Origin of the sequence: Hansschlegelia sp. KR7-227, from assembly GCF_049446035.1 — a bacterium.
Classification (GTDB): domain Bacteria; phylum Pseudomonadota; class Alphaproteobacteria; order Rhizobiales; family Methylopilaceae; genus Methylopila.
On record NZ_JBMSEA010000001.1, the window covers coordinates 3,103,357 to 3,128,451 of the forward strand.

Below are 25,095 nucleotides of genomic sequence, written 5' to 3' on the forward strand. Positions count from 1 at the left end.
TTTTAGTATCGCGCACAAGCTTGCTCGCAACGGGCTTTCTTCATGTCGTTGGCGTCAAACGCGTAGGGGACGCGGATGCCCGAGTCGCATGGCCGGGGTGGCATGGTCTGCGTCGTCGATGACGACGAGACGATCCGTGAACTGCTGTCGGCCGTGTTCGACGCAGACGGTTTTCTTGTCGAAAGCTACGAGGACGGCGGCGCCTTCTTGGCGCAACCTCCGTCGACGCCGCCCGCTTGCGTCCTGCTCGACGTGCTGATGCCGGGCAAGTCGGGCCTGGAGGTGCTGAAGGAGCTCAACGCTCGCGGCGCCTCGTCGCCCGTCATCATGATCTCCGGCTCGGCCGACATTCCGATGGCGGTCGACGCCATCAAGCACGGCGCGCTCGACTTCATCGAGAAACCCTTCGACCCCGAAACGATCGTGCGCCGCGTCCGCGAGGCCCTCTCGGCGGCCGACGCGCGCACGGAAGCCAGAGCGCGGCATGCGGCGCAGGACGTGACGATCGTCGGCGCCGACACGCTGACCTGTCGCGAGAAGGAAGTCCTCACGCTGATCGCGGGGGGACAATCGAACAAGGAGGCCGGGCGCCAGCTGGGCATCAGCCCGCGCACCATCGAGGTGCACCGGGCGCGCATCATGGAAAAGCTCGGCGCCAAGAACGCAGCCGACCTCGTGCGGATCGTCCTGTCCTACGACGAAGAGTGACGCGCGAGACCATGGCGCTCCGGGTCCAGGCGCCCTAGGACAGCCTCCCCGCGTTCGGGAGGCCCGCCGATGTCCTTCGTCACCACGCTCGCGCAGCTCGAGGCGCTCTACGGGGCGCCGGGCGAAGCCTCGATCCTCAAGGAGGTCGCCGAGCTCACGCCGGAGTACCGCGCGATCATCGCGGCCTCGCCCTTCGCGACGCTCGCGACCGCCGGACCCGAGGGGCTCGACTGCTCGCCGCGGGGCGACGAGCCGGGTTTCGTGCGCGCGGTCGACGGCAGGACGCTCGTCATGCCCGACCGGAAGGGCAACGAGCGCATCGATTCGCTGCGCAACATCGTGCGCGATCCCCGGGTCGCGCTGCTGTTCCTCGTCCCGGGCGTCGGCACGACGCTGAGGGTGAACGGCCGTGCCGCCATCTCGGTCGACGCTGAGCTGCTCGCCTCCTTCGCGGTCCAGGGCAAGGCCCCGCGCAGCGCGATCGTGATCACGGTCGAGGCGGTCTACTTCCAGTGCGCCCGCGCCGTCCTGCGCTCGCATCTGTGGGACGCCGCGCGGCATGTCGCGCCCGAAAGCCTGCCGAGCCCCGGCCGCATCCTCGCGGCGCTGAGCGGCGCCCGCCTCGACGACGAGGCCTACGACCGCGCCTGGCCCGAGCGCGCGGCGAAGACGCTGTGGTGAGCCGTCACGGCGCGAACAGCAGGAATCCGTAGGTCGCGAACAGCACGAGATGGATCAGGCCATAGAGGATGTTGGTCCGTCCCGTGCCGAAGGTCAGCAGGGCGACGACGACGGTGACGAGCAGCATCACGGTGTTCTTGGCGTCGAGCCCGAGCTCGAGCCTGGCGCCCGTGACGAGCGAGATCGCCGCGACCGCCGGGATGGTCAGGCCGATCGTCGCCGCGGCGGAGCCGAGCGCGAGGTTGATCGACTTCTGGATCTTGTCGGCGCGCGCGGCGCGGATCGCCGCCGTGAACTCCGGCAGCAGGATCAGCAGCGCCACGACGACGCCAGCGACCGCGTTTGGCGCGCCGGCGCGGCTGAGCCCGAACTCGACGGCCGCCGTGAAGGTCTTCGACAGCAGAATGACGGCGGCGAGCGCCACGATCAGCAGGGCGAGCGAGACGAACGTCGCGCGGTTGCCCGGCACATGCGCCTTGTCGGCGGTTTCGTCGTCGCGGATGACCAGCGCGAAATATTCGCGGTTGCGGACGGTCTGCGTGTAGAGGAACGCGGCATAGATCGCGAGCGTCGCGACGGCCACATAGGCGAGCTGGCTCGGCGAATAGGCGCCGCCGGGAGCGGCCAGCGTGTAATTCGGCAGCACCAGCGAGAGGGTGGCGAGCGGGATCAGCACCGCGAGATAGGCGTTCGCGCCTGTCACCCGGAAGTTCTGCTCCTTGTGCCTCAGACCCCCGAACAGGATGCAGACGCCCACCAGCCCGTTCACGACGATCATCACCACTGCGAAGATCGTGTCGCGGGCGAGCGCCGGATTGGAGCCCTCTCCCACCAGCGCGGAGGCGATCAGCGCGACCTCCATCACGGTCACGGCCATGGTCAGGACCAGAGTGCCGTAAGGCTCTCCGGTGCGATGGGCGATGACCTCGGCGTGATAGACTGCGGCGAACACTGCCCCGAACAGGATCGGCATGAGCGCCGCGGCGACGGCGAGGTCGACCGCGGATCCCGAAAAGGCCTTGCCGAGGCCGAGCGCCGTGACGACGCCGAAGAAGGCGACGCCCGCGACCGGGAAAGCCCAGCTGGCGACGGGCGGCTTCGGCTCGGCGGAGGCGTGCGCGGCGGGCATGAAGTCTCCTCGTCGCGCGGGCGGGCGGACCCTACTCGTCGACGCTTTGCGGGATAAGGCGAGATGCCGTATCGGACGGGGTTTAGGACGGTGGCCGCCGAGCGTCCAGCCGACCGCCGCATGTCATTTCCTGTGATGAAGCCATGACCGTCGTCGACGCCGCCTCCCCTCTCCCCGCCGAGACGCTCGCGGCCGCCCCGCGGCCGGACCATCTTCTCGTCGCCCAGATGGTGCAGCCGGGATCGCGGGTGCTCGACGTCGGCTGCGGCGACGGCGCGCTGCTGCGGCTGCTGATCTCGCGGCGCGGCGTCGACGGGCGCGGCATCGAACTCTCGCAGTCGGGCGTCAACGCCTGCGTCGCGCACGGGCTGTCGGTGGTGCAGGGCGACGCCGACACCGACCTCCAGCACTATCCCGACGACGCCTTCGACTACGTCGTGCTGTCCCAGACGCTGCAGGCGACGCGGCGACCGAAGGCCGTCGTCGAGGACCTGCTCAGGATCGGCCGGCGGGCCGTGGTGTCGTTCCCCAATTTCGGGCACTGGCGCACGCGCGTGCAGTTTCTGACCGAGGGCCGCATGCCGCAAAACGCCAATCTGCCGGAGGCCTGGTACGAGACGCCGAACATCCATCTGTGCACGATCGGGGACTTCGTGGATCTGGTCGCTCTGCTGGGCGCCCGCATGGAGCGCGCCGTCGCGCTCGACGCCACGGGCCGGCCGGTGCGCGTGAACGCGCCCTGGTGGTTCTGGAACCTGTTCGGCGCCCAGGGCGTCTTCCTGCTCAGCCGGGACTGAGGGGCGCCTCACGAGGCGCCGGCGCGGGCACGCCGACGGCGGCCGGCCGCAACGCGGGGGCGGTCGCCACCCGCCGCGCCGGGCGCGCCGGGATCGAACGCGCCTCCTGCTTCTTGGCCTCGACGATGTGGACGCCGGCGAAGGGCGGCCATAGGCGCGCGCCAAGCCGTTCGAAGGCGAAGGCCGAGCGCAGGATGAGCCTCTTGTCCGCCGGCGGCATGAAGAGGGCCTCGTCCCAGGCCTCGGCCGAGAACTGCGCGTCGCGCAGCAGGTCGGTCAGCTGCGACCGGCTGTAGGGCCGGCCGTTGCCGAACGGGGTCGTGTCCATCCGCGCCCAGGCGCCGCGCCGGTTGGGCACGATCGCGAGCAGCCGGCCGGCCGGGCTCAGGCACCGCCAGGCTTCGCGCAGCAGCTCCGCCGCGTCGCCGCTCGATTCGAGCGCGTGGACGGCGACCACGCGGTCGACGGCGCCGTCCGGCAGGGGCCACATGCCGTCGTCGACGAGCGCCGCCGCGTTCCGCCGGTCGGCGGGCCAGCCGACGACCCCCTGCTGGGCCGGCGCGAACGACAAAATGCGCTCGGCGTCGTCGCGGAAGGCGCCGATGAAGGGGGTGGCGAAGCCGATCCCCAGAACGCGCTGGCCGCGCACGTCCGGCCAGCGCGCCCGAAGCTTGCCGCGCAGGATGCGCCGCGCCAGCTCCCCCAGCGGGCGGTCGTAGAAGGCGCGGATGTCGATGACGTCGAGGGCCATGGACCGCTTGTACCCGCACCCGGCCTAACGTTCGACCAACGAGAGCGCGATCAAGCGAGGCGCCTTGACCCGCCGTGCCCCGCCGCTAGCCTCTCGCGCCTGTTTCCCGGAGCGCCCATGCCCGCCGACATCGTCCTCATCCCCTGCCTGTCCGACAATTACGCCGTGCTGCTGCGCGATCCGGCCACGGAGACGGTCGTCCTCGTCGACGCGCCGGAGGCGACGCCGATCGCGGCCGCCCTCGAGGCGCGGAGCTGGCGCCTCACCGACATCCTGATCACCCACAAGCACGCCGACCATATCGACGGGCTGGCCGCGCTCAAGCAGCGCTACGGCGCGAAGGCCTATGGGCCGAAGGCGGAGGCGGCGTCCATCCCCGGCCTCGACGCGACGCTCAGCGAGGGCGACGTCGCCGAGATCGGCCCCTGGCGGTTCGAGACGATCGCGACGCCCGGCCACACCAAGGGCCATGTCGCGTTCCACGAGCCGGCCGAAGGCTGGCTGTTTTCGGGCGACACGCTGTTCGTGATGGGCTGCGGGCGGCTGTTCGAGGACACGCCGGCGGCGATGTGGGCGTCGCTGAGCAAGCTCGCCGCCCTTCCGAACGAGACCCAGGTCTGGTGCGGACACGAATACACCGTCTCCAACGCCAAATTCTGCGCCGCCATCCTGCCCGAAGATCCCGCGATCGGCGAACGGCTGAAGAAGGTCGAGGCCACGCGCGCCGCGGGCAAGCCGACCGTGCCGACCACCATCGGCGCGGAGAAGGCGACGAACGTGTTCCTGCGGGCGGCCGAGGACAAGGTGGCGGCGGCGGTCGGCCTGTCGGCCGACGATCCGGCGGCGGTGTTCGCCGAATTGCGCGAGCGGAAGAACCGGGGATGAGCGCGCTCGACCACCTTCCGGCGGAGGAGATCGTCCGCCGCCTCCAGCTGACTCCCCATCCCGAAGGGGGCCACTTCCGCGAGACGTTTCGCGACCCCGCGACGGACGCCGCCGGGCGCAGCCGCTCGACCGCGATCCATTTCCTGCTCGCGGCGGGTGAGGTCTCGCACTGGCACCGGGTGGACGCCGTCGAGGTCTGGCATTTCTACGCCGGCGGACCGCTCGCGCTGACGTTGTCGCCGAACGGGCATGACGCGCAGGGCTTTCGCCTCGGGCCGAACCTCGTCGCGGGCGAGACGCCCCAGGTGGTCGTCCCCGCGGGCTGGTGGCAGGCGGCGGAGACGCTGGGGCGGTGGACGCTGGTCGGCTGCACGGTCGCGCCGGGCTTCGATTTCGCGGGCTTCGAACTCGCCCCGCCGGACTGGCGGCCGACGCCGCGGCCTTCAGGCGCGTGACACCGCGCCGGCCTTCGGCCCACGCGTGAGCGTCGCGACCAGCGCGCCGGTCACGATGAGGCCGCATCCGGCGATCAGCGGAGCGGTCAGCGCCGTCACACCGGCTGCGACCAGCAGCAGCACCGACAGCATCGGGCAGGCGTAGGACGCGACGCCGAGCAGGCGGACGTCGCCATGCTTCATGCCGACGTCCCAGACGAAGAACGCCGCGCCGACGGGCCCGACGCCAAGCGCGACGATCGCGGCCCACTCGCCCGCTCCGTTCGGCCAGGACGCCGGCTCGAACGCCAGATGGCAGAGCGCGGCCAGAACGGAGGTCGCGAGGCAGAAGCCGGCCACCGCCTCGGTCGGGACGTCGCGGAACCAGCGCGCGCCGACCGAATAGGCGGCCCAGACGCCCGCCGCCGCGAGCGCCGCGCCGTAGCCGGCGACATAGGCCGGATCGAAGGCCACTCCGTCGAACCGACCGGCGATCAGCAGCGCCGTGCCCGCAAAGCCGAGCAATGCGCCGAGCAGGTGGCGGGCCGACAGGCCGCCGCCCGGCAGGGCGGCTGCGAACAGCACGATCAGCAACGGCCAGAGGTAGCAGATCGAGGCGGCTTCGGCGGGCGGCGCGAGCTTCAGCGCCGTGAAATAGAGCAAATGATAGCCGAACAGCCCGCCGACGCCGTGGGCCCAGACCGGCCAGGGCTGGCGCAGGGCCGCGAGCCCGCCGGGCCGCCGCGCCGCGAAGCCGAGGCCGAGGACGCCGCCGACGCCGAAGGTCAGCGCGGTGAGCAGGAAGGGCGGCGTCGCGCCGGTGGACGCGGTCAGCAGCGCGAGCGTCGACCAGAGCAGGACGGCGATCAGGCCGATGATGGTAGCGCGGGAGGACGGCATGGCGCGGCCTTTATAGTCGGCGGGGCGGTCCGCGTCAGCCGTCCCGGCTCAGCCTGACGTCGACCTCGCGATCGACATCGGCCCATTCCTCGGTTTCGCGCAGACGCGCCGTCAGCGCCTCGAAGGCGTCGGCGTGCTCCGGCGCATATTCGAACCATGTCAGGAATCGAACGGCTCGCCGAGGTCGCGGCAGTGATGCAGCCGACGCGCCACGCCGGGCAGGTATTCGAGCCCGATCGCGATGTGGCGCGAGCGCTCCTCCATGATGGCGCGCCGCTCGTCCTGCGCGAGCGCCCACCAGGCGTCCGACTTGCGGATCGGGATCAACGCCGCGCGGGTCGCCGACGGACGCCCCAGCCCCTCCTGGCGCGCGCCGAGCGCGTCGAGTTCGGAGCGGCTGGCGTAGCGGGCGCTGCTGACGACGCCGCGCAGCGCGAAGGCCGCGCTCGTCGTCGGGCCGTCGAAGCCTTCCGTCACCGCGAGGCGCTCGGCGCCCGGGAGGCTTTCGCCCGCGACCTTCCGGATGTCGTCGACGCGCCATTCGCCCGAAGCGCCGAACGCGAAGCTGACATGGAGAGGGCGCGGCATGCCCCGATTACGGGACCTGCCGCGCCCTCGCGCAATTGGTCAGGACGTCTCAGGTGATGTACTGGCCGCCATTGATGGTCAGCGTCGAGCCGGTGACGAAGCCGGCGTTCTCGCCCGCGAGATAGACCACCGCGTCGGCGATCTCGCTCGCCTCGCCCAGCCGGCCGACAGGGATGGTGGCGATGATGCTCTCGCGCGCCTTTTCCGGCACGGCCATGACCATCTCGGTCGCGATGTAGCCCGGAGCGATCGCGTTCACGGTGATCCCCTTGCGCGCGTTCTCCTGCGCCAGGGCCTTGGTGAAGCCGATCACCCCCGCCTTGGCGGCGGAGTAGTTCGCCTGGCCCATCTGGCCCTTCTGGCCGTTGATCGAGGTGATGTTGATGATGCGGCCGAAGCCGCGCTCGCGCATGCCGTCGATCACAGGCCGGGTCATGGTGAACATGGAATCGAGGTTGGTGCGCATCACCTCGCGCCACATCTCGAAGGTCGCCTTGTGGAACATGGCGTCGCGCGTGATGCCGGCGTTGTTCACCAGCACGTCGATCGGCCCGAGCTCGGCCTCCACCTTGGCGACGCCGGCCGCGCAGGCCTCGAGGTCGCCGACGTCCCATTTGAACACGGCGACGCCGTGCGCGGCCTTGAAGGCGGCGGCCTTCTCGTCATTGCCGGCATAGGTCGCGGCGACCGCGTAGCCGGCGTTCTTGAGCGCGATCGAGATCGCCTCGCCAATGCCCCGGGTTCCGCCCGTAACGAGCGCCGTGCGCGCCATGCAGTCCTCCCATGAAGTCGAAGTCAGCGCCGGGCTTTTGAGCGCCCGTTGCGGGACCGCGCGGGGAGACATTCCCCGCGCGTCAGTCCGGGGTCCGCGTCAGTCGCGGGCGACGCACATCGCGATGCCCATGCCGCCGCCGATGCACAGCGTGGCGAGGCCTTTCTTGGCGTCGCGCCGGATCATCTCGTGCAGCAGCGTCACCAGCACCCGCGCGCCGGAGGCGCCGATCGGATGGCCGATCGCGATCGCCCCGCCATTGACGTTGACCTTGTTCAGGTCCCAGCCGAGGTCCTTGTTGACGGCGCAGGCCTGCGCCGCGAAGGCCTCGTTGGCCTCGATCAGGTCGAGGTCGGCGGCCGACCAGCCGGCCTTCTCCAGCGCCTTGCGCGAGGCCGGGATCGGGCCGGTGCCCATCACCGAGGGATCGACGCCGGCCTGGGCCCAGCTGACGATGCGGGCGAGCGGCTTCATGCCGTTCGCGCGCGCGGCGGAGGTGACCACGAGCGCGGCGGCGCCGTCATTGATGCCGGAGGCGTTGCCCGCGGTCACCGTGCCGTCCTTCGAGAAGGCGGGCCTGAGCTTCGTCATGGCGTCCATGGTGGCGCCGTGACGGATGTACTCGTCGGCGTCGACGATCACGTCGCCCTTCCGGCCCGGCACCGTCACGGGCACGATCTCGTCCTTGAACCTGCCGGCCTTCTGGGCGGCCTCGGCCTTGTTCTGGGAGGCCACGGCGAACTGGTCCTGCGCCTCGCGCGTGATCTGGAACTGGGTCGCGACGTTCTCGGCCGTCGTTCCCATGTGGTAGCCGTTGAAGGCGTCCCAGAGGCCGTCCTTGATCATCGTGTCGATGAACTTGACGTCGCCCATCTTGGTGCCGGAGCGCATATGCGCGGCGTGCGCCGACTGGCTCATGCTCTCCTGGCCGCCGGCCACGACGATCTCGCTGTCGCCGTTCTTGATCGCCTGGGCTGCGAGCGCGACGGCGCGCAGGCCCGAGCCGCACACCATGTTGATGCCCCAGGCGGGGGCGGCGATCGGAATTCCGGCGGCGATCGACGCCTGGCGGGCCGGGTTCTGCCCCTGGGCCGCGGTCAGCACCTGGCCGAGGATCACCTCGGACACCTGGCCGGGCTCCAGGCCCGCGCGCTGCAGCGCGGCGGCGATCGCGACCTTGCCGAGCTCGTGCGCCGGCAGCGACGAGAGGCCGCCGCTGAAGGCGCCGACCGGGGTGCGCGCGGCGCCCACGATGACGACGTCGGTGTCAGCCATGTCATGCTCTCCTGTCGGACAGGCGCCCGGCGCGAGCGTATCGGCTCGGGGGAGCGCGTTGAAGGGTGTGAGGACGGTTAAAGAGCGCCGCCTCGCAAAGCGTCAAGACGACCTACGTCGGGGTCCCGGCGGCCATGCGCAAGACGCGGCCTCAGGCCCTTCGCGGCTTCCGGCGGACGTGCGCACGGCCGGCCTGCCGGCCAGGAGCGCGGCGGCTCGGCGAGGGGGCCGTCGACGAGGACCGCGCCGGCGGGGCGGCGGCCAGCCCGCGAGGCGCCGGGCGTGAGCGGCGGCGGGCCGCCGCTTGCGGACTGTGTAACTACCCCTATGCGCGAGGACTGGCCAAAAACGCGGCATGACCTGGCCCTGACAAGGGGCGAAAGGTCGGAGGTTTTACCCGTCCCTCCGTGCGGTCTCCCGCGCTGCAGCCATTGCGGCGCGCCTATTGATCGAAGGTTTTACTCCGCAGTGCACAAAAATCTGGCTGTCGCACAAATTCCGCCTTAAGGTTCCGCTGTTTCGTGTCCCCCGGCGGCGCTCGAACCGCCGGCACGCACGATCTCAGCAACCCTCCTTGAGCGGGCGAGATCAACGCGACATGCCGAGCACTCCGAACCCGATCACGATCAAGAAATACGCCAATCGCCGGCTCTACAACACGGGCACCAGCACCTACGTCACGCTTGAAGACCTGGCCGCCATGGTCAAAAAGGGCGAGGACTTTCATGTCGTCGACGCCAAATCCGGCGACGACATCACCCATCAAGTGCTGACGCAGATCATCTTCGAGCAGGAGAACAAGGGGCAGAATCTCCTGCCCATCAATTTCCTCCGGCAGCTGATCCGCTTCTACGGCGACTCGGTGCAGAGCTTCGTGCCGAAATATCTGGAGCTGTCGATGGGCGCGCTCACCCGCGACCAGGACAAGATGCGCGCCGCGATGGCGACGCCGTTCGGCGCCGCGGCGCCCTTCCAGTCCGCCGTCGAGGAGCAGATGCGCACCAACATGGCGATGATGGAGCGCGCCTTCCGCATGTTCTCGGTCTTCCCGGGCCAGGAGGGGGCGGCCGAGGCCGCGCCGCCGCAGCCCGCGCGCGAGACCAAGGCGTCGGACGACCTCGAAACGCTGCGGCGCGAGATGGCGGAGATGCGCGACCGCATCGACCGCATGGCGCCCTCCAAAAGCTGAAGCCAGACGGTCGCGCCCGGGAGCGCTCGTCAGCTCCTGCGGGAGGCGACGAAGCGCGCGGCGCCCCGCAGCGGCTCGGCCGCCGCGCCGAAGCCGTCGAGGGCTGCGAGCGCGTCCTGGGTGAGCGCATCGAGCCGCGCGCGGGCGGCCGACGCCCCGAGAACCCCGACCAGCGTCGCCTTTCCGGCCGCCTCGTCCTTGCCGGTCGCCTTGCCGACGTCGGCGGCGTCGCCCTCCGCGTCGAGCAGGTCGTCCGCGACCTGGAAGGCCGCGCCGACCGCCCGGCCGTAGATCCGTACCGCCGCGATCTCCTGATCCGTCGCGCCGCTGATCAGCGCCCCCATCGCGGCCGACGCCTCGATCAGCGCGCCGGTCTTCATGGCCTGCAGGCGAAGAATCTCGCTTTCGGCGAGCCGACGGGGGACGCCGCCGTCGAACCGGCCCTCGGCCGCAAGATCGATCATCTGGCCGCCCGCCATGCCGCCGACGCCCGCCGCGGCGGCGAGCGTAGCGACGAGCGCGACGCGCACGCCGGCGTCGGGATGCGTCGCGGGATCGGCGAGCAGGGCGAAGGCCAGCGTCTGCAGCGCGTCGCCGGCGAGGATCGCCGTCGCCTCGTCGAAGGCGCGGTGGGCGGTCGGCCGACCGCGGCGCAGGTCGTCGTCGTCCATCGCGGGAAGATCGTCATGGGCGAGGCTGTAGCCATGCACGCACTCGACCGCGAGGGCCGCCCGGACGACCCCCTCCCCCTCGGCGCCGAACAGGCGCGCGGCCGCCGTCAGCAGCGCAGGCCGCAGCCGCTTGCCGCCGCCGAGCATGACGTGCCTCATGGCGGCGACGAGCCGCGCCGGACGCGCGATCTCGCCGGGGGCTGCGGCCTCCGTGAGCGCCGCCTCGAGCGCGGCCTCGATCCGCGGGGCGATGTCCGCCGCATGGGCCTCGAACGAGCGCGTCGCCGCCATCTCACATCGCACTCCGCCGCGGAGCCCGGAGCTGCCGCCAAGAGCGCGCGCCGTGCCCGAAGGCGCCCGTCCCGTCAAGCCTTCGCGACCGCGATGGCGCCTGCGGCGCGCGCTCGCTAGATTGCTTCGGGCGGGCGGATCGCGGGGACAGACGGATCGATGGCATTTTTTGCGCGGACGTCGACGGCGCGCCTCCTGCGGCCGAAGTCGTCCGTCTGGCGGGTCGCGCTGCTGGCCCTTCTGGCGGTCATGGCGCTGCCCGTCGCGCTCGTGCCCGTCTACGCCGTGGTCGACCCGGTCTCGACCCCGATGCTCGCGCGCTGGCTGACCGGACGGCCGGTGGATCGGACCTGGACGCCGCTCGAGCGGATGTCGCCCGTCCTTGTGCGCTCGGTGCTGGTGTCGGAGGACGCCCGCTTCTGCCAGCATGACGGAGTGGACTGGGGCGCGATCCGAACCGTGTTCGACGAGGGCGGCGACGGCGGTCCGGGCCGCGGCGCCTCGACCATTGCGATGCAGGTCGCGAAGAACCTGTTCCTCTGGCAGGGCGGCGCCTATCTGCGAAAGCCTTTCGAGATCGCGCTCGCCTACTGGCTCGATCTCGTCTGGAGCAAGCGGCGGGTCATGGAGGTCTATCTCAACATCGCCGAATGGGGTCCCGACGGGATCTTCGGCGCCGAGGCCGGCGCGCGGCGCGCCTTCGGAAAGCCCGCGCAGAAGCTAAGCGCGCGCGAGGCGGCGCTGATGGCGGCCGCGCTGCCGAACCCGATCCTGCGCGATCCGAAGCGGCCGAGCCGGCGCGCCCAGCTCCACGCCACGATCGTCGCGAGCCGCGCGCGGGCGGCCGGCGGGCTGGCGGGCTGCCTGAAATGAGCGATCGCACTGGCGCGCGCCGCGCGATGCGGCTATAAGGCCGCGCTTGGACGAGGCGGCCCGCGGGGCTCCGCCCGCTTTTTCGCGCGCCCAGCCTTTAGCGCGCAGTTGAGACCTGACGGAGTTTGACGAGCCATGGCCGTTCCGAAGCGCAAGACCTCTCCGATGAAGCGCGGCTTCCGCCGCTCGGCCGACGCGCTCGTCGCGCCGACCTATGTCGAAGACAAGGATTCCGGCGAGCTGCGCCGCCCGCATCACGTCGACCTCAAGACCGGCATGTATCGCGGCCGCCAGATCCTGACGCCGAAATCCGACGCCTGACGCCGACCCCCGCGCATCCCGCGGGGAGCCGTTGCGACGCTTGAGCCGGCCGCTTCGGCCGGCTTTCGTCGTTTTGGGGTCTTAGGCGGACCCGCGCGGAGGCTTGGGCGTCGCGACGGGCCGCCGGTACAGGGCTTCCGCCTCGGCGACCGTTCCGCGGCGACGCGCGCGCGTCTGGGCGAGGCCGAGCGCCGTCGCGATCACCTGAGCGACCAAGGGGGCGTAAGGCCGGCCGGCGCGCGCCTTGCGCAGTGGGGCCTCTTCGGCCGGGTCGCGATCGCTCTCGCGGCGGCGCCCTCCTCCGGACGATCGATCTGCGGCGTCGCGCGCGGACGCCGCGCCGGCGGCAGGCTCGACCGCCTCTTCCGTCAAAGACTTGGCGTCGGGGCCCGTGGGGGCTTCGTGCGCGTGGCTGCGTCCAGGTCTTGGGCGTGGGCCGATCGGCCCGAGCGGCGGGAGACTCAGCATCGCGTTCTCGACCTCCGCTCCCACCTCGTCGTCCGACGATCACGCCCGATTAACCAAGTATTGGCGCCTCGTCAGCCACCTCACGTCTGTAAGGAAAACTAGGACGATTGCGGTTAGAGTCCAGACGAGCGATTCGCTTCTCTGGAATAAGGCTTAATGCTATGGCGCAGCCGCTGGCGGGCGAGCGCAGCTTCGCGAACGGCTTCGGACTGGTGGAGACGCTCGCCGCCGTCGGCGAAGCCGCTTACGCCTGGGACGTCGCCTCCGACCGGCTGGAATGGGCCGGCGCGGCGCATGACGTGCTGGGATTGGCGCCGGAGGCGGCGATCGACACCGCGAGCGGCTTCGCGGCGCTGTTCGACCCCGAGGCGCTGACCACGCGCCACGAGGCCGTGTTCGGCTCGTCGGAGACCGACGAGGGCGACGGCGTCGGCTTCGAGCTCGAATATCCCGTGTTCACGGGTCCGCGCGGCCGGCGGCTCTGGCTGCAGGACAGGGGCCGCTGGTACGCCGGACCCGACGGTCGACCGCGGCGCGTCGTGGGCCTCGTGCGCCGGCTCGGCGCCCGCCGGGAGACGGCCGAGCAGGCCGCGAGCCTCGCGCGCTTCGACCCCCTGACCGGACAGCTCGCCCGCCCCAGGCTGCTCGAGATCGCGGCCGCCACGCTCGCCGCCGGCGCGCGCATGCAGTCGTCGACGGGCTTCGTGCTGATCGCGCTGTCCAATCTCGGCGCGATCAATGAAGCCTACGGGTTCGACTTCGGCGATTTCGCGGTCGTCGAGACGTCGCGGCGGCTTCGCGGCGCGATGCGCGGCGGCGACACGCTCGGCCGGTTCTCGACCTCGACCTTCGGCCTCGTGCTGCAGGAGTGCGAGCGCGCCGACCTCGAGGTGGTGATGCGGCGTCTCACCGGCGCCCTGCATGACGAGCCCATCGCCTCCCCGCACGGGCCGATCGCGGCGAGGGCGGTCATCGGCGGAGTCATCGCTCCGCGCCACGCGCGCGACGTCAACGAGCTCGTCGCCCGCGCCCGCGCCGCCCTGGCGCGCGCATCGTCGGGACCTCGGGCCTTCGAGATCTATGCGCCGGACCCCGAACGCGAGGCGGCGCGGCGCTGCAACATGCGGCTCGCCGAACAGCTCGTGCGCGCGATCAACGAGCGGCGGGTCACGCTCGCCTTCCAGCCGGTGATCCGGGCCGCCACCGGCGAACGCGCCTGGAGCGAGGCGCTGGCGCGGATCGTCGTCGAAGAGGGCGAGATCATCTCCGGCGGACCGCTGGTCGCAGCCGCCGAGGAGGTCGGCATCGTCCACATGCTCGACCGCCGCGTGCTCGACCTCGCGATCGCTCATCTCGCGGCCGATCCGTCGGCGAAGGTCGCGGTCAACGTCTCGGCCGCGACCACCTCCGACGTCGAGTGGTTCGAGACGCTCTCCGCCTGGCTCGCGCTGCGGCCGGACGTGGCGGAACGGCTGATCGTCGAGATCACCGAGACGACCGCGATCGCCGATCTGTCGGCTGCGGCGCGCTTCGTCGCCGAACTCGGCGCCCATGGCGTCAGGGCCGCGATCGACGATTTCGGCGCCGGGCACACTTCGTTCAAGGCGTTGCGCGAGCTCGGCGCCGACATCGTCAAGATCGACGGCTCCTTCGTGCGCGGCCTCGAAGACGCTCCGGAGTCCGGGGCGTTCGTCCGCGCCCTTCTGGCCCTCGCCCGCGAGCTCGGCTTCGAAACCGTCGCCGAGCAGGTGGAGTCCCAGGCGGCCGCCGACCTGCTGACGGCCTGGGGCGCGACCTATCTGCAGGGCGACCACATCGCTGCGGCGAAGCTTCCGGAGCCGCCCACCGGGACCGGCTGAGCGGTCAGCCCCACGCCGGACGCGTAAGGCGGTTCGGCGCGGGGCGAAGCTTCGATCGGAAGCCGGCTATTCGGCTGCGACGCGGTCTGGTTCGCCGCCGAAACGGCGAGCGACGTAGTCCTCGACCATCGCCTTGAAGTCCGCGACCAGGTTGGGTCCGCGCAGCGTCGCGACCTTCTTGCCGTCGACGAACACGGGAGCGGTCGGCGCCTCGCCCGTGCCGGGCAGCGAGATCCCGATGTCGGCGTGTTTGGATTCTCCCGGCCCGTTCACGATGCATCCCATGACGGCGACGTTGAGGGTCTCCGCGCCCGGATACAGCGCCTTCCACTCGGGCATGCGCGCCACGATGTGGTCCTGAACGTCGCGCGCGAGCTCCTGGAACACGGTCGAGGTGGTGCGCCCGCAGCCGGGGCAGGCCGCGACCAGCGGCACGAAGGTCCGGAAGCCCATGGTCTGCAGGATCTCCTGCGCGACCTTGACCTCGACGGTGCGGTCGCCGCCGGGCTCCGGCGTGAGCGACACCCGGATCGTGTCGCCGACGCCCTGCTGCAGCAGCACCCCGAGCGCCGCCGACGAGGCGACGACGCCCTTGGTGCCCATCCCGGCCTCGGTCAGGCCGAGATGCAGCGCGTAAGGCGCGCGGCGCGCGAGTTCGGCGTAGACCGCGATCAGATCCTGCACCGCCGACACCTTGGCCGACAGGATGATCCTGTCGCGCGGCAGGCCGAGCTCTTCGGCGCGCGCGGCCGACAGCAGCACGGAGCGGATCAGCGCCTCGCGGGTGACCTCGCGCGCGTCCTTCGGCGACGGCGTCGCGGCGTTCTCGTCCATCAGCCGGGTCACCAGCTCGCCGTCGAGAGAGCCCCAGTTGCCGCCGATCCGCACCGCCTTGCCGTTGCGCGCCGCGATCTCGATGATCTGGGCGAACTGCCTGTCCTTCTTGGCGCCGAAGCCGACATTTCCCGGGTTGATCCGGTATTTCGCGAGCGCCTCGGCGCAGGCCGGGTGATCGGCGAGCAGGGTGTGGCCGATGTAGTGGAAGTCGCCGATCAGCGGCGTGTCGATCCCTCGCACGGCGAGCGCGTCCCGGATGTGGGGCACGGCGGCTGCGGCTTCGGGTCGATCGACCGTGATCCGCACGAGTTCGGAGCCCGCGCGGGCGAGGGCCGCGACCTGCGCCACCGTCGCGGCGACGTCGGCGGTGTCGGTGTTCGTCATGGACTGGACGACGATCGGCGCGCCGCCCCCGACCATCACGTCGCCCACCGCCACCGCGGACGAGGCGCGGCGGGTGCCGAGAGTCGTCGGGCAGGACCAGGCTTCCGGCTGCGTCATGTCGGGCCTCACGCGGCGCGCGCCGCACGGCAATGGGCGCATTCGCCGGAAATCTCGATCACCGGCGCCCGCGGGCGAAAGCCGGACGTCTGCGCGAGCGCCTCGAGCGCCTTTGCGAAGTCCATTGTCGCGGCCTCTCCGACCGCTCCGCAGTTCTCGCAGATCAGGAACACCACGGGCGCTCCATCCGCGGCGGCATGATCATGGCTGCACGCGACAAAGGCGTTACGGCTCTCGATGCGGTGGGCGAGCCCCTGCGCCAGAAGGAAATCGAGCGCACGATAGACCGTGATCGGCGCCGGCGGCTTGTCGCCTTCGCGCGCCAGGCGGTCGATGACGTCATAGGCGCCCGCCGGCGCATGATCGGCGGCCAGCGCCTCGAGCACCCGGCGGCGGATATCAGTCAGCTTGGCGCCGCGCGCTTCGCACAGTCGCTCGGCGCGCGCCAGCAGCCGGTCGGCGCAGGCGCTGTGGTCGTGGCCGGGCCGTTCGAAGGCCGGCGCGCCGCCATGGGAGGGATCATGCTTCATCACGCGCTCCCCATAGCACGAAGCGCCGCGGCGATCCCCTCCCGTGGACGACGATCGCGCAAGGCGGCGTCGCGTGTCGCGCATGAAAAAGGCGCCCGGCGGAGTTCGCCGCGCGCCGTTCCAAGCCGTGAAGCCGCAGCTCCGTTCACCTCGACGTCTTGGAGGTCTTCTTTTTCTTCGACGTCTTCTTCGTCGCCTTCTTGGACTTCATCGTCTTCTTGCTCGACGTGGCCTTGGATTCGCTCATGCCCGAGCCGCCGCTTGTCGCGGCGGCGGAGGCCGCGGCGGGATCGTCGATCTTGTTCTTCGGCAGGTCGTTGAACTGGGCGTTCGCGATTCCGGCCCCGCCGGCGAGGAAGGTCGCGGCGAGAGCGGCAGCACCGAGCGTCTTGAAGCGCATGAGGCGTCTCCTGTGGTTGTTAATTCACAACTCCCAGATGGGAAACGCGGGCTGGAAAGCGATCGTTCCCAAGTCGAAGGGACGCTCCGGATGGTTCCGTTCGGAGGGGACGCGCTTCGCCCGTGTCGAGCGCCGTCATTCGCCGCGCGGCCGGTCCCACCGCGGAACAGACGCGACGGATACGGGGCAGCGTCGATTGAACGACGCCGCCCCGAACCAGGCTTCGGCCGGGAATGGCGAGACCGAAGCCGTCCCAATACCATCAGGAGGTAATGCCCGATGGCGTGTTTGCTGGGATGGCCGTTGTTTCGACTTGCGTGACTTCGATATACGGGCGGACGCCTCAGAGATCAAATTGATTCAAATCGAATGCGTCGCAAATCACGACTGCTTTAATGTTGGAGTTAATGAAGCTTAACTTTGACCCGTGAAAGGATGTCGGGTCTGCATACGCGTCGTTTAGCCCGCGACGGCGGCGGCGCAGCCGATCAGGCCGGCTTCGGCGGCCGTCACCACAAGCGTCGCGATCTTCCGCATGCGCTCCTCATGCGGTCGTTTCGCCTCGAAGGCCGCGCGAAAGGCGGGGGCGTCGACGAACGGCAGAAGCTTCGGCGCGACGCCGCCGCACAGATAGACGCCGCCATTGGCCCCGTAGTTCAACGCGACGTCGCCTGCGAAGCGCGCGAGCATCGTGAGGAACAGCGTGATCGTCGCCCGCGCCCGCGCGTCGCCCTCGCTCGCCCGAGCCGTCAGCTCCGCCGGTTCGGCGCTGTCCTCCGCCTCCCCGCGGGCGAGCGCGAGCGCCCCGTGCAGGCGGGCGAGCCCGGGCCCGGCCAGCACGTCCTCGGCCGACACCCGCCCGAGCGTCCGGCGAAGCGCGGCGAAGGCCTCCCACTCGATCGCGTCGGTCGCGGCGAGTTCGACATGGCCGCCTTCGGTGGCGAGCGGCAGCCACTGTCCGTCGACGCGCAGCAGCGCGGCCACGCCGAGCCCGGTGCCGGGCCCGACCGCCGCCTTGTTCGCGTCGCCCGAAGGACCGACATCGCCGATCGCGGCGACCTCGTCGGGTCCGAGATGCGGCAAGGCCGCCGCCTGGGCGGCGAAATCATTCATGAGCGTCACGGCGTCGAAGCCGAAGCGCCTCGCCAGCGCGTCCGCGTCGATCGCCCAGCCAGCCCGGTTGGTCAGCCGGGCGGTCCGTCCGTCGATCGGACCCGCGACCGCGAAGGCCGCCCGCTTCGGCCGCTCCGGCGCGCCGGCGAGATAGGCGGCGAGCGCGTCGTCGAAGCTCTCGTGGCGGGCGTTCGGCTGCGCGCCGACGCCGCGCGGGCGCGGCGACGCGCCGTCGACCAGTCCGAAACGGCTGTTGGTGCCGCCGATGTCTCCGACGATCAGCGTCATGTCAGGCGAGATCGACCAGCCGGACGCGCTTGTGCTTGACCAGCGGCCGCACGGTCTCCTCAAAGGCGCGCAGCGACTCGCTGCCGTCGCCTGCGGCGGCGTCGTCGGCATAGAGCGCGGAGGTCAGGAAGAAGCCGGGCGCCGACGGATCCTCGGCGATCGCGACGCCCCGGCAGTCGGGATCGCCGCGCTCGATCGCGTTCGCGCTCGCGAACACCGCGGCCCGAAAAGCTGCGGCGTCTTCGGGCGCGACTTCAAAGACGGTGGAGACGAGCTTCATGTTCGCGACATAGTGCAAGCCGCCGTCCCGCCCATAGCCGATCGACCAGCCGACAGCCCCCCTTATGCCGCACGACGTTGCCTTCCGAAGGCTCCCAGGCGACTTCACCGCCGACGATCTCGCCGCCCGCGTGCTGCACCGCGACGGGCTGACGCTGATCGTGGACAAGCCCGCGGGACTTCCGGTGCACGCCGGCCCCAAGGGCGGCGCCAATCTGGAGGCGCTGTTCGGGGCCTTACGCTTCGGGCTGCCGCGCGACCCCGCGCTCGCGCACCGGCTCGACAAGGACACCAGCGGCTGCTTGGTGCTCGGCCGCCACCGCAAGGCGCTCGCCCGGCTCGGCAAGCTGTTTTCGAACGGCCGCGTGTCGAAGACCTATTGGGCGGTGGTCCGCGGGAACCCGGAGGCGGACGAGGGCCGCATCGACGCGCCCCTCGCCAAACGCAGCCCGACCCGCGGCTGGTGGATGGCGGTCGATCCCGCCGGACAGCCGTCGGCCACGGAATGGCGGGTGCTGAAGCGCGGCGCGGGGCTTTCGTGGCTCGAGTTCACGCCGCTCACCGGCCGCACGCACCAGATCCGCGTTCATGCGGCGCATATCGGGCTGCCGCTGCTGGGCGATCCGATCTACGGCGCCGCGCCGGCCGGTGGCCCTCCGCTCCATCTGCACGCGCGCGCCGTCTCGATCCCGATGCGGGAGGGCAAGCCGCCGATCGAGGCCCAGGCGCCCGCGCCCGCCCATATGTCGGCGACCTTTGCGGCCATGGGATGGAGCGAGGATGCGGAGCGCGCCGCGCCGCCCTATGTCTGATCCGACGCGCCCCCCTCGGGTCATGAGCGTTCAGTCCCGAAGGTGTCGCTGATGGCCCGCTGTCTCGTCCTGCTCAATCCGCGGGCCGGAACGTTGAAGGATCTGAGCGAGGCGGCCGCGCCGCAAGGACCGGCGAAGCGCGTGGAGCAGGCGTTCGCCGCCGCCGGCAAGGCGGTCGACGTCCGCATGGCGCCGCCGCGCGATTTGGGCTCGGTGCTGGACGATCTCGGACGGACGGATTCGCATGACGAGATCATCGTCGGCGGCGGCGACGGCTCGCTGTCGCGGTCGTTGAGCAAGCTGCTCGCGACGAAGAGGACCTTCGGCGTCCTGCCCTTCGGCACGATGAACCTGCTCGCCCGCGACCTCGGCGTGCCGCAGGAGATGGGCGAGGCGATCTCGGCGCTCGCCCGCTCCGAGCCGCGGCGCATCGACCTCGCCGCCATCAACGGCCGGCCGTTCCACTCGATCTCGGGGATGGGCTTCTTCGCCCAGATGGCGCGGGCGCGCGAAGCCGCCCGCGGATTGAAAGGCTTCGGGCGCTACGCCGGCTTCTCCTTCGCGGCGCTCCGGGCCTTTCTGCGCTCCGGCCGGTCGCGCTACGAGCTCGTCATCGACGGGGCGCCGATCAAGGTCGACGCGACCGCGGTGCTCGTCACCAACAACGCGTTCGCCGACGCCGGGTGGCGCAGGCCCCGCCTCGACCTCGGCGAGATCGAGGTGATCGTCGCCCATGCCGGAACGCTGCGGCAACGCCTCAAGCTCGGCGTGGACGTCGTGCTCGGCGGCTGGCGCGAAAACCCGCTGATCGAGTCGTTCCGCGCGAAAAAGGCGGTCGTGGAGAAGATCCGCCGCCGCCGCGTCTGGGTCGCGACCGACGGCGAACTGACCCGCGAAACCTTCCCGATCACCTACGAGACGCTTCCCGGCGCGGCCACGATGCTGACGCCGATCGAGCCGGCCGGCATGGTCTCGCGAGCCCCCGTCGACGACGAGCGCGCAGCGGGGCGCGAGGAGTCTGCAGGCGGATAAGGTTCCCCGGATCGTTCGGCCGCAGCCGTCGTTCCGGGCTTGTCCCGGAACCCATTTCCTCCGGGTGTCCAAGGATATGCCGCCGGCGGCGGGGCTGGATCCCGGGACACGCCCGGGATGACGGTCGAGGATCTCTTTCCGCCTTAGGACGGCGGATAGCGGTCCAGCAGCTCCTGGGCGCGTGTGCGGGTCAGCGTCAGCACGCAGTGCTGCTGCGCCGACGTCGCGCCGCTGCCGAAGCTCCATTCTGCGCCGATGAGGTCGAATGTGCAGTTCGCGTCGCGGAAGGCGAGCCAGGCGCGCTGGGCGGCGAGGAGATCGGCCTTCCAGCCCGTCTTCTGCTCGGCCGTCATGCCGGGCGCGCCTGCGATCGCGGCCTCCGCCTGTCCGTAGGCGGCGTTGAGCGCCGCGTCGGCCGCGGCGAGCTCCTTCGTCAGGCAGGTTTCGAGCTGGTAGCCGCCGAGCGCGTCGCAGGGGTCGGGACTCTGGCCGCTCTGGGCCAGCGCAGGTCCGGGCCCCGTCGCCACGACGACGACGAGGGCGAGGACGCCGTAGCCGTTCAGATTCCGCATAGATCTCACCTCCCTGCTCGGCGCCGGTCTCGAGCGCCTCTCAGAAGAACTCCGCGGCCGCCCCAGAGCGCCGGCGGCGCTCAGGCCGAGCAGTGCGCGATCAGGCGGCGCATGAAGGTCTCGCAGAGCGCGAGCTGCGCCTCCTCGACATATTCGTCCGGCTTGTGGGCCTCCGCGATCGAGCCGGGGCCGCAGACGATCGCGGGGATGCCCGCCATCGCGACGAACAGCCCGGCCTCCGTGCCATAGGCGACCTTGGCGTGGTCGTTGCGGCCGGCGAGCTTCTTGGCGAGCGTCACCATGGCGGCCTCGGCGTCGATCGACAGGCCGGGAATTTCCGACTTCAGCGCCATCTCGACCGACGACCGGGCGTCGCGGCCGCGCATCTCGCCTTCGACGTCGCGGGCCGCCTGCTCCATCTCAGCCACCAGCGCGTCGGCGTCGTCCTCCGGCAGCGCGCGGAACTCGAACTCCATCACCGCCTCGTCGGGCACGATGTTGAGCGCGAAGCCGCCGTGGAAGCAGCCGACATGGGCGGTCGAATGCGGGATGTCGTAGAGCGCGTCGCGCGGGCCGGAGGCCGCGAGCCGGGCGCCGATCGCGGACGCCGTCGTCACCAGCCGCGCGCCGTATTCGACCGCGTTGACGCATTCCGGCGCGCGGGCGGAGTGCCCGCCGACGCCGCGCAGCCGCACGCTGAACGAGCGCTTCGCCTTGTGGCCGATCACCACCTGCATGCTGGTGGGCTCGCCCACGACGCAGCCGAGCGGCTTCACGGGACGGGCGGCCAGCACGCCGAGCAGGTCGCGGACGCCGAGGCATCCGACCTCCTCGTCATAGGAGAAGGCGAAGTGGATCGGGATCTTCAGGTCGGCGGCCTTCATCTCCGGCGCGAGCGCAAGGCAGACCGCGATGAAGCCCTTCATGTCGCAGGCGCCGCGGCCGTAGAGCCGGCCGTCCCTCCGGTCGAGCGTGAAGGGGTCGGTCGTCCAGTCCTGGCCGTCGACCGGCACGACGTCGGTGTGGCCGGAGAGCACGATTCCCGGCCGATCCGCGGGGCCGATGGTCGCGAACAGGTTCGACTTCTCTCCGGAGGCGTCCGCGACCCGCTCATGCGCGACGCCGATCGCGTCGAGATAGGCCTCGACCTCGGCGATCAGCGGCAGGTTCGAATTGCGGCTCGTGGTGTCGAAGCCGATGAGGCGCCGCAGCCAATCGATCGTCCGGTCCGAGACCATGTCGCTCCAGCCTAAGGGGGAAGTCGCCTCGATCCTAAGGCCGTCGGCGGCCCGGCAGAAGCCCCGGCGCCGGAACGCGACTCCGTGGCGCGCGTTGCCTCTCAGATCCGAAGGGCGGCGGGAGGACGGACATGAAGGCTTATGCGGTCGGATCGAAGGTCTCGTGGTCCTGGGGGCAGGGAACGGCCCATGGCGAGGTCGCCCAGGTCTTCACGTCCCGCGTCCAGCGCACGATCAAGGGCGCCAGGATCGTCCGCCGGGCGAGCGAGGCCAATCCCGCTTATCTCGTCGAGCAGAGTGACGGCGGCAGGGCGCTCAAGTCGCATTCCGAGCTGGAGACGGGATGACGCTCCGCCCGGCGGCGGGTTTCCGGCGGCCCGCCGGGTCCTAATTGGCCGCTCTTCGGCCGGGCGACCGGCCCTGCGCGGCCAACGCCGATCGGATGCCATGACGCCCTCCCGCCTGTTCGTCCTTCTCGCGCTCGCGGTCGCCGCGCTTCTCGGCGTGGGCCCCGCGCGGTCCCAGGAGGGCGCGCCCCCGCCCGCGGCGGAGTCGGCGAACGCGGCCTCCGGCGATGTCGACGCCCTGATCCGCATTCTGCAGGACGAGCGCGCGCGCAACGCGCTGATCGACCGTCTGCGGGAAAGCGCGCCGCGTGCGCCGGCGCCGGCCGACCCGGTCAAGTCGCCCGAGGCCGCGAAAACCGCAGGCGACGGCCCGCCGGCCGAGCCGACCGAAGCGTCGGCGAACGACGCCGCCAAAACTGCGGAGGGAACGGCCGAGCCGAGCTTCGCGCGCCGCGCTGCGGAATACACCCGCGCCGTCGCCGAGCGCGCCGCAGGCCTCGCCGCGGCGAGCAAGGTCCTGATCGGCGACCTCACGAGCATTTTTACCGGCGGGACCGGAGGCCAGGGTTTCGACTGGGGACGGCTGGTCGCGGTCGCCCTGACGATCGCCGTCACCTTCGGCGTCTTCATAGGTCTGCGGGCGATCGGCATTCCCTATTACCGCTGGATCGGGAGGCGCGCCGCCGCCGCCGGCTTCGCAGGCCGCGGCGTTCTGCTGCTTGCGAGCGTCCTGGTCGACGCGCTGATGATCGTGATCGCCTGGGGGAGCGGCTACGCCTTCGCGCTGCAGTTCGGCTCGTCCGGCGTCATGAACATCCAGCAGACGCTCTATCTCAACGCCTTTTTCGCGGTCGAGCTGACCAAGGTCGCGTTGCGCGCGCTGCTCTCGCCCGCCCAGCCGCCGCTCCGCGCGTTGCCGATCGGGGACGAGGCGGCGGCCTACTGGTATTTCTGGCTGAGCCGGATCGTCTCGGCGCTCGGCTACACGTTCCTGTTCGTCGCGCCGATCATCGCCGCCGCCGTTTCCCCGGGCGCCGCGCAGGCGATCCGCGTGGTGGTCGCTTTCGCCACCCTGATGATGGCGGTCGCGATCGTGCTGCAGAACCGCGACCGGGTCCGCGCGCGGCTCGCCGGCAAGTCGGAAGCGATGGACGGCGACCTTCTCACCGCCTTCTACGGCTTCCTCGCGCGGTTCTGGCACGTGGTCGCTCTCGCTTGGCTGCTTGCGCTGTTCGTCGTCTGGCTCGTCAACCCCGGCGAGGCGCTGCCCTTCATGGCGCGGGCGACCGCCCAGACGCTGGTCGCGGTCGCCGCCGGCGCGCTCGTGTCAACGCTGATCTCGAAGCTGATCGCGGGCGGCATGCATGTGCCAAGCGAGGTCAAGGCGCGGCTGCCCGCGCTCGAAGCGCGCCTGAACGCCTTCGTGCCCGCCATACTGAAGGTCGTGCGGCTCGTCGTGCTGTTCGTCGTGCTGCTCGCCATCGCGCAGAGCTGGGCGCTCGTCGACTTCCTCGGCTGGCTTTCCACCACGGCCGGCGCGGAGTTCGCCGCCTCCACGATCACCGCCGGGTTCATCGTGCTGGTCGGGGTCGGGATCTATCTCGGCGCGTCGTCCTGGATCGACTACCGGCTGAACCCGGAGTTCGGCCATGTGCCGACGGCGCGCGAGAAGACGCTGCTCGCGCTGTTCCGCAACGCCTTCACCATCGTGCTCATCGTGCTGGTCGCGATGCTCGCGCTCTCGGAGATCGGCGTCGACATCGCGCCGCTGCTCGCCGGCGCCGGCGTGATCGGCCTCGCCATCGGCTTCGGGGCGCAGACTCTGGTGAAGGACATCATCACCGGCGCCTTCATCCAGTTCGAGAACGCGATGAACACCGGCGACAACGTCAAGGTCGCGGGCGTCCAGGGAACGGTCGAGCGCCTGACGATCCGCTCGGTCGGCATCCGCTCCCTCGACGGGACCTATCACCTCATCCCGTTCTCGGCGGTCGACAGCGTGTCGAACACGACGAAGATCTTCAGCTACCACCTGATCAAGATGGGCGTCGCCTACCGCGAGAGCATCCCGGAGGTGAAGCAGGCGATGCAGGAGGCCTTCGACCGGCTGAAGCAGCATGAGGCGCACGGGCCGAGCATCATCGGCCCGTTCGATCTGCAGGGGCTCACCGAGTTCGGAGACAGCGCGATCACGGTCCGGGCCCGCATCAAGACCGAGCCCGGCAAGCAGTGGGCGGTCGGCCGCGCCTACAACGAGATCGTGAAGGAGATCTTCGACGAGCGCGGCATCGAGATGCCGTTCCCGCATGTCACGCTGTACATGGGCGAAGACAAGGAGGGCAAAGCCCCTCCGCTTCATGTGAAGGGCGACATCGGAATGGCGCCGGTCCATCCGGACGCGCCGCAGGCGATCGCTGCGCCCGCCAGGCGGCCGACCACCGCGCCTTCGGAATCCAAGGACTCCGGCCGGTACGACGGCCCGGGAGAGGAGACGTCCGGGAGCTGAGAGGCGTGGGCGGCGCCGGCGGCGGCCGCCTGCGGCGCCCGGCGCGGG

The 25,095-nt window shown here is 70.9% G+C and carries 26 protein-coding genes and 1 pseudogene; 13 read left to right on the forward strand and 14 right to left on the reverse strand.

Features of this window, described 5'->3' with window-relative positions:
* The first annotated feature begins 75 nt into the window (after positions 1-75).
* Entirely contained in the window at positions 76-708 is a 633-nt protein-coding gene (locus ACO2RJ_RS14485; protein WP_423268701.1) for a response regulator transcription factor, read from the forward strand.
* Positions 709-777: 69 nt separating this feature from the next.
* On the forward strand, positions 778-1,389 hold the full coding sequence (locus ACO2RJ_RS14490) for a pyridoxamine 5'-phosphate oxidase family protein (protein WP_423268702.1): 612 nt from the start codon (positions 778-780) through the stop codon (positions 1,387-1,389).
* Positions 1,390-1,393: 4 nt separating this feature from the next.
* Here the strand turns inward: ACO2RJ_RS14490 and ACO2RJ_RS14495 are convergent, their stop codons facing one another.
* A complete protein-coding gene (locus ACO2RJ_RS14495) occupies positions 1,394-2,518 on the reverse strand; it encodes a calcium:proton antiporter (protein WP_423268703.1) in 1,125 nt (374 codons plus the stop codon).
* Positions 2,519-2,661: 143 nt separating this feature from the next.
* On the opposite strand from ACO2RJ_RS14495, the gene metW reads away from it, so the two are divergent.
* The gene (gene metW / locus ACO2RJ_RS14500) at positions 2,662-3,315 is read left to right on the forward strand and encodes a methionine biosynthesis protein MetW (protein ID WP_423268704.1); all 654 of its coding nucleotides are present in this window, start codon (positions 2,662-2,664) and stop codon (positions 3,313-3,315) included.
* Here the strand turns inward: metW and ACO2RJ_RS14505 are convergent.
* Positions 3,302-4,066: a methyltransferase domain-containing protein gene (locus tag ACO2RJ_RS14505; protein ID WP_423268705.1), complete on the reverse strand. Its 765-nt coding sequence runs from the start codon at positions 4,064-4,066 to the stop codon at positions 3,302-3,304. The two genes, metW and ACO2RJ_RS14505, sit on opposite strands and share 14 nt — an antisense overlap.
* 117 nt (positions 4,067-4,183) lie before the next feature.
* On the opposite strand from ACO2RJ_RS14505, the gene gloB reads away from it, so the two are divergent.
* Together gloB and ACO2RJ_RS14515 are read left to right on the forward strand one after the other, a co-directional pair.
* Entirely contained in the window at positions 4,184-4,951 is a 768-nt protein-coding gene (gene gloB, locus ACO2RJ_RS14510) for a hydroxyacylglutathione hydrolase (protein WP_423268706.1), read from the forward strand.
* The gene (locus tag ACO2RJ_RS14515) at positions 4,948-5,406 is read left to right on the forward strand and encodes a cupin domain-containing protein (protein WP_423268707.1); all 459 of its coding nucleotides are present in this window, start codon (positions 4,948-4,950) and stop codon (positions 5,404-5,406) included. Before gloB ends, ACO2RJ_RS14515 begins: the two co-directional genes overlap by 4 nt.
* Here the strand turns inward: ACO2RJ_RS14515 and ACO2RJ_RS14520 are convergent.
* The 4 genes and pseudogenes from ACO2RJ_RS14520 to ACO2RJ_RS14535 form a co-directional block, all read right to left on the reverse strand.
* The gene (locus tag ACO2RJ_RS14520; protein ID WP_423268708.1) at positions 5,395-6,285 is read right to left on the reverse strand and encodes a DMT family transporter; all 891 of its coding nucleotides are present in this window, start codon (positions 6,283-6,285) and stop codon (positions 5,395-5,397) included. The genes ACO2RJ_RS14515 and ACO2RJ_RS14520 overlap by 12 nt on opposite strands.
* Positions 6,286-6,319: 34 nt before the next feature.
* Positions 6,320-6,873, reverse strand: a pseudogene (locus ACO2RJ_RS14525) (chlorite dismutase family protein).
* A gap of 49 nt (positions 6,874-6,922) precedes the next feature.
* Positions 6,923-7,645, reverse strand: a complete 723-nt coding sequence (gene phbB / locus ACO2RJ_RS14530; RefSeq protein WP_423268709.1) for an acetoacetyl-CoA reductase — start codon at positions 7,643-7,645, stop codon at positions 6,923-6,925.
* Between the two features lie 99 nt (positions 7,646-7,744).
* The gene (locus ACO2RJ_RS14535) at positions 7,745-8,920 is read right to left on the reverse strand and encodes an acetyl-CoA C-acetyltransferase (RefSeq protein ID WP_423268710.1); all 1,176 of its coding nucleotides are present in this window, start codon (positions 8,918-8,920) and stop codon (positions 7,745-7,747) included.
* 598 nt (positions 8,921-9,518) lie between these two features.
* On the opposite strand from ACO2RJ_RS14535, the gene phaR reads away from it, so the two are divergent.
* The gene (phaR, locus tag ACO2RJ_RS14540) at positions 9,519-10,109 is read left to right on the forward strand and encodes a polyhydroxyalkanoate synthesis repressor PhaR (protein WP_423268711.1); all 591 of its coding nucleotides are present in this window, start codon (positions 9,519-9,521) and stop codon (positions 10,107-10,109) included.
* A 29-nt stretch (positions 10,110-10,138) separates the two neighbouring features.
* Here phaR and ACO2RJ_RS14545 read toward each other — a convergent pair whose 3' ends face one another.
* Positions 10,139-11,071 carry a polyprenyl synthetase family protein gene (locus ACO2RJ_RS14545; RefSeq protein ID WP_423268712.1) on the reverse strand — a complete coding sequence of 311 codons (933 nt, stop codon included), beginning with the start codon at positions 11,069-11,071 and terminating at the stop codon, positions 10,139-10,141.
* A 159-nt stretch (positions 11,072-11,230) separates the two neighbouring features.
* On the opposite strand from ACO2RJ_RS14545, the gene mtgA reads away from it, so the two are divergent.
* From mtgA to ACO2RJ_RS14560, 3 genes are all read left to right on the forward strand, one after another.
* Positions 11,231-11,944 carry a monofunctional biosynthetic peptidoglycan transglycosylase gene (gene mtgA, locus ACO2RJ_RS14550; RefSeq protein WP_423268713.1) on the forward strand — a complete coding sequence of 238 codons (714 nt, stop codon included), beginning with the start codon at positions 11,231-11,233 and terminating at the stop codon, positions 11,942-11,944.
* A 135-nt stretch (positions 11,945-12,079) separates the two neighbouring features.
* Positions 12,080-12,265 carry a 50S ribosomal protein L32 gene (rpmF, locus tag ACO2RJ_RS14555; RefSeq protein WP_423268714.1) on the forward strand — a complete coding sequence of 62 codons (186 nt, stop codon included), beginning with the start codon at positions 12,080-12,082 and terminating at the stop codon, positions 12,263-12,265.
* A 629-nt stretch (positions 12,266-12,894) separates the two neighbouring features.
* Positions 12,895-14,592, forward strand: coding sequence for an EAL domain-containing protein (locus tag ACO2RJ_RS14560; RefSeq protein WP_423268715.1), 1,698 nt, complete (start codon positions 12,895-12,897; stop codon positions 14,590-14,592).
* Between the two features lie 66 nt (positions 14,593-14,658).
* Here the strand turns inward: ACO2RJ_RS14560 and ispG are convergent, their stop codons facing one another.
* The 5 genes from ispG to ACO2RJ_RS14585 form a co-directional block, all read right to left on the reverse strand.
* On the reverse strand, positions 14,659-15,930 hold the full coding sequence (gene ispG / locus ACO2RJ_RS14565) for a flavodoxin-dependent (E)-4-hydroxy-3-methylbut-2-enyl-diphosphate synthase (protein WP_423268716.1): 1,272 nt from the start codon (positions 15,928-15,930) through the stop codon (positions 14,659-14,661).
* Positions 15,931-15,938: 8 nt separating this feature from the next.
* The gene (locus ACO2RJ_RS14570; RefSeq protein ID WP_423268717.1) at positions 15,939-16,460 is read right to left on the reverse strand and encodes a transcriptional repressor; all 522 of its coding nucleotides are present in this window, start codon (positions 16,458-16,460) and stop codon (positions 15,939-15,941) included.
* A gap of 145 nt (positions 16,461-16,605) precedes the next feature.
* A complete protein-coding gene (locus ACO2RJ_RS14575; RefSeq protein ID WP_423268718.1) occupies positions 16,606-16,860 on the reverse strand; it encodes a hypothetical protein in 255 nt (84 codons plus the stop codon).
* Between the two features lie 459 nt (positions 16,861-17,319).
* Positions 17,320-18,261: a glucokinase gene (gene glk, locus ACO2RJ_RS14580; protein WP_423268719.1), complete on the reverse strand. Its 942-nt coding sequence runs from the start codon at positions 18,259-18,261 to the stop codon at positions 17,320-17,322.
* A gap of 1 nt (position 18,262) precedes the next feature.
* Positions 18,263-18,559 (reverse strand): antibiotic biosynthesis monooxygenase, encoded by a 297-nt coding sequence (locus ACO2RJ_RS14585; protein ID WP_423268720.1) that lies wholly within the window; start codon positions 18,557-18,559, stop codon positions 18,263-18,265.
* Between the two features lie 46 nt (positions 18,560-18,605).
* Between ACO2RJ_RS14585 and ACO2RJ_RS14590 the strand changes: the two genes are divergently transcribed.
* Both ACO2RJ_RS14590 and ACO2RJ_RS14595 read left to right on the forward strand, forming a co-directional pair.
* On the forward strand, positions 18,606-19,352 hold the full coding sequence (locus ACO2RJ_RS14590) for an RluA family pseudouridine synthase (RefSeq protein WP_423268721.1): 747 nt from the start codon (positions 18,606-18,608) through the stop codon (positions 19,350-19,352).
* Between the two features lie 51 nt (positions 19,353-19,403).
* The gene (locus ACO2RJ_RS14595; protein ID WP_423268722.1) at positions 19,404-20,384 is read left to right on the forward strand and encodes a diacylglycerol/lipid kinase family protein; all 981 of its coding nucleotides are present in this window, start codon (positions 19,404-19,406) and stop codon (positions 20,382-20,384) included.
* 143 nt (positions 20,385-20,527) lie between these two features.
* On the opposite strand, the gene ACO2RJ_RS14600 is transcribed toward ACO2RJ_RS14595, so the two are convergent.
* Together ACO2RJ_RS14600 and argE are read right to left on the reverse strand one after the other, a co-directional pair.
* Positions 20,528-20,956: a lysozyme inhibitor LprI family protein gene (locus ACO2RJ_RS14600; protein WP_423268723.1), complete on the reverse strand. Its 429-nt coding sequence runs from the start codon at positions 20,954-20,956 to the stop codon at positions 20,528-20,530.
* Positions 20,957-21,036: 80 nt separating this feature from the next.
* Positions 21,037-22,194 (reverse strand): acetylornithine deacetylase, encoded by a 1,158-nt coding sequence (gene argE, locus ACO2RJ_RS14605; RefSeq protein WP_423268724.1) that lies wholly within the window; start codon positions 22,192-22,194, stop codon positions 21,037-21,039.
* 131 nt (positions 22,195-22,325) lie between these two features.
* Here argE and ACO2RJ_RS14610 point away from each other — a divergent pair, with 131 nt between their 5' ends.
* Both ACO2RJ_RS14610 and ACO2RJ_RS14615 read left to right on the forward strand, forming a co-directional pair.
* On the forward strand, positions 22,326-22,541 hold the full coding sequence (locus tag ACO2RJ_RS14610; RefSeq protein ID WP_423268725.1) for a DUF2945 domain-containing protein: 216 nt from the start codon (positions 22,326-22,328) through the stop codon (positions 22,539-22,541).
* Positions 22,542-22,641: 100 nt separating this feature from the next.
* Positions 22,642-25,047, forward strand: coding sequence for a mechanosensitive ion channel domain-containing protein (locus tag ACO2RJ_RS14615; protein WP_423268726.1), 2,406 nt, complete (start codon positions 22,642-22,644; stop codon positions 25,045-25,047).
* The last annotated feature ends 48 nt before the right edge of the window (positions 25,048-25,095 follow it).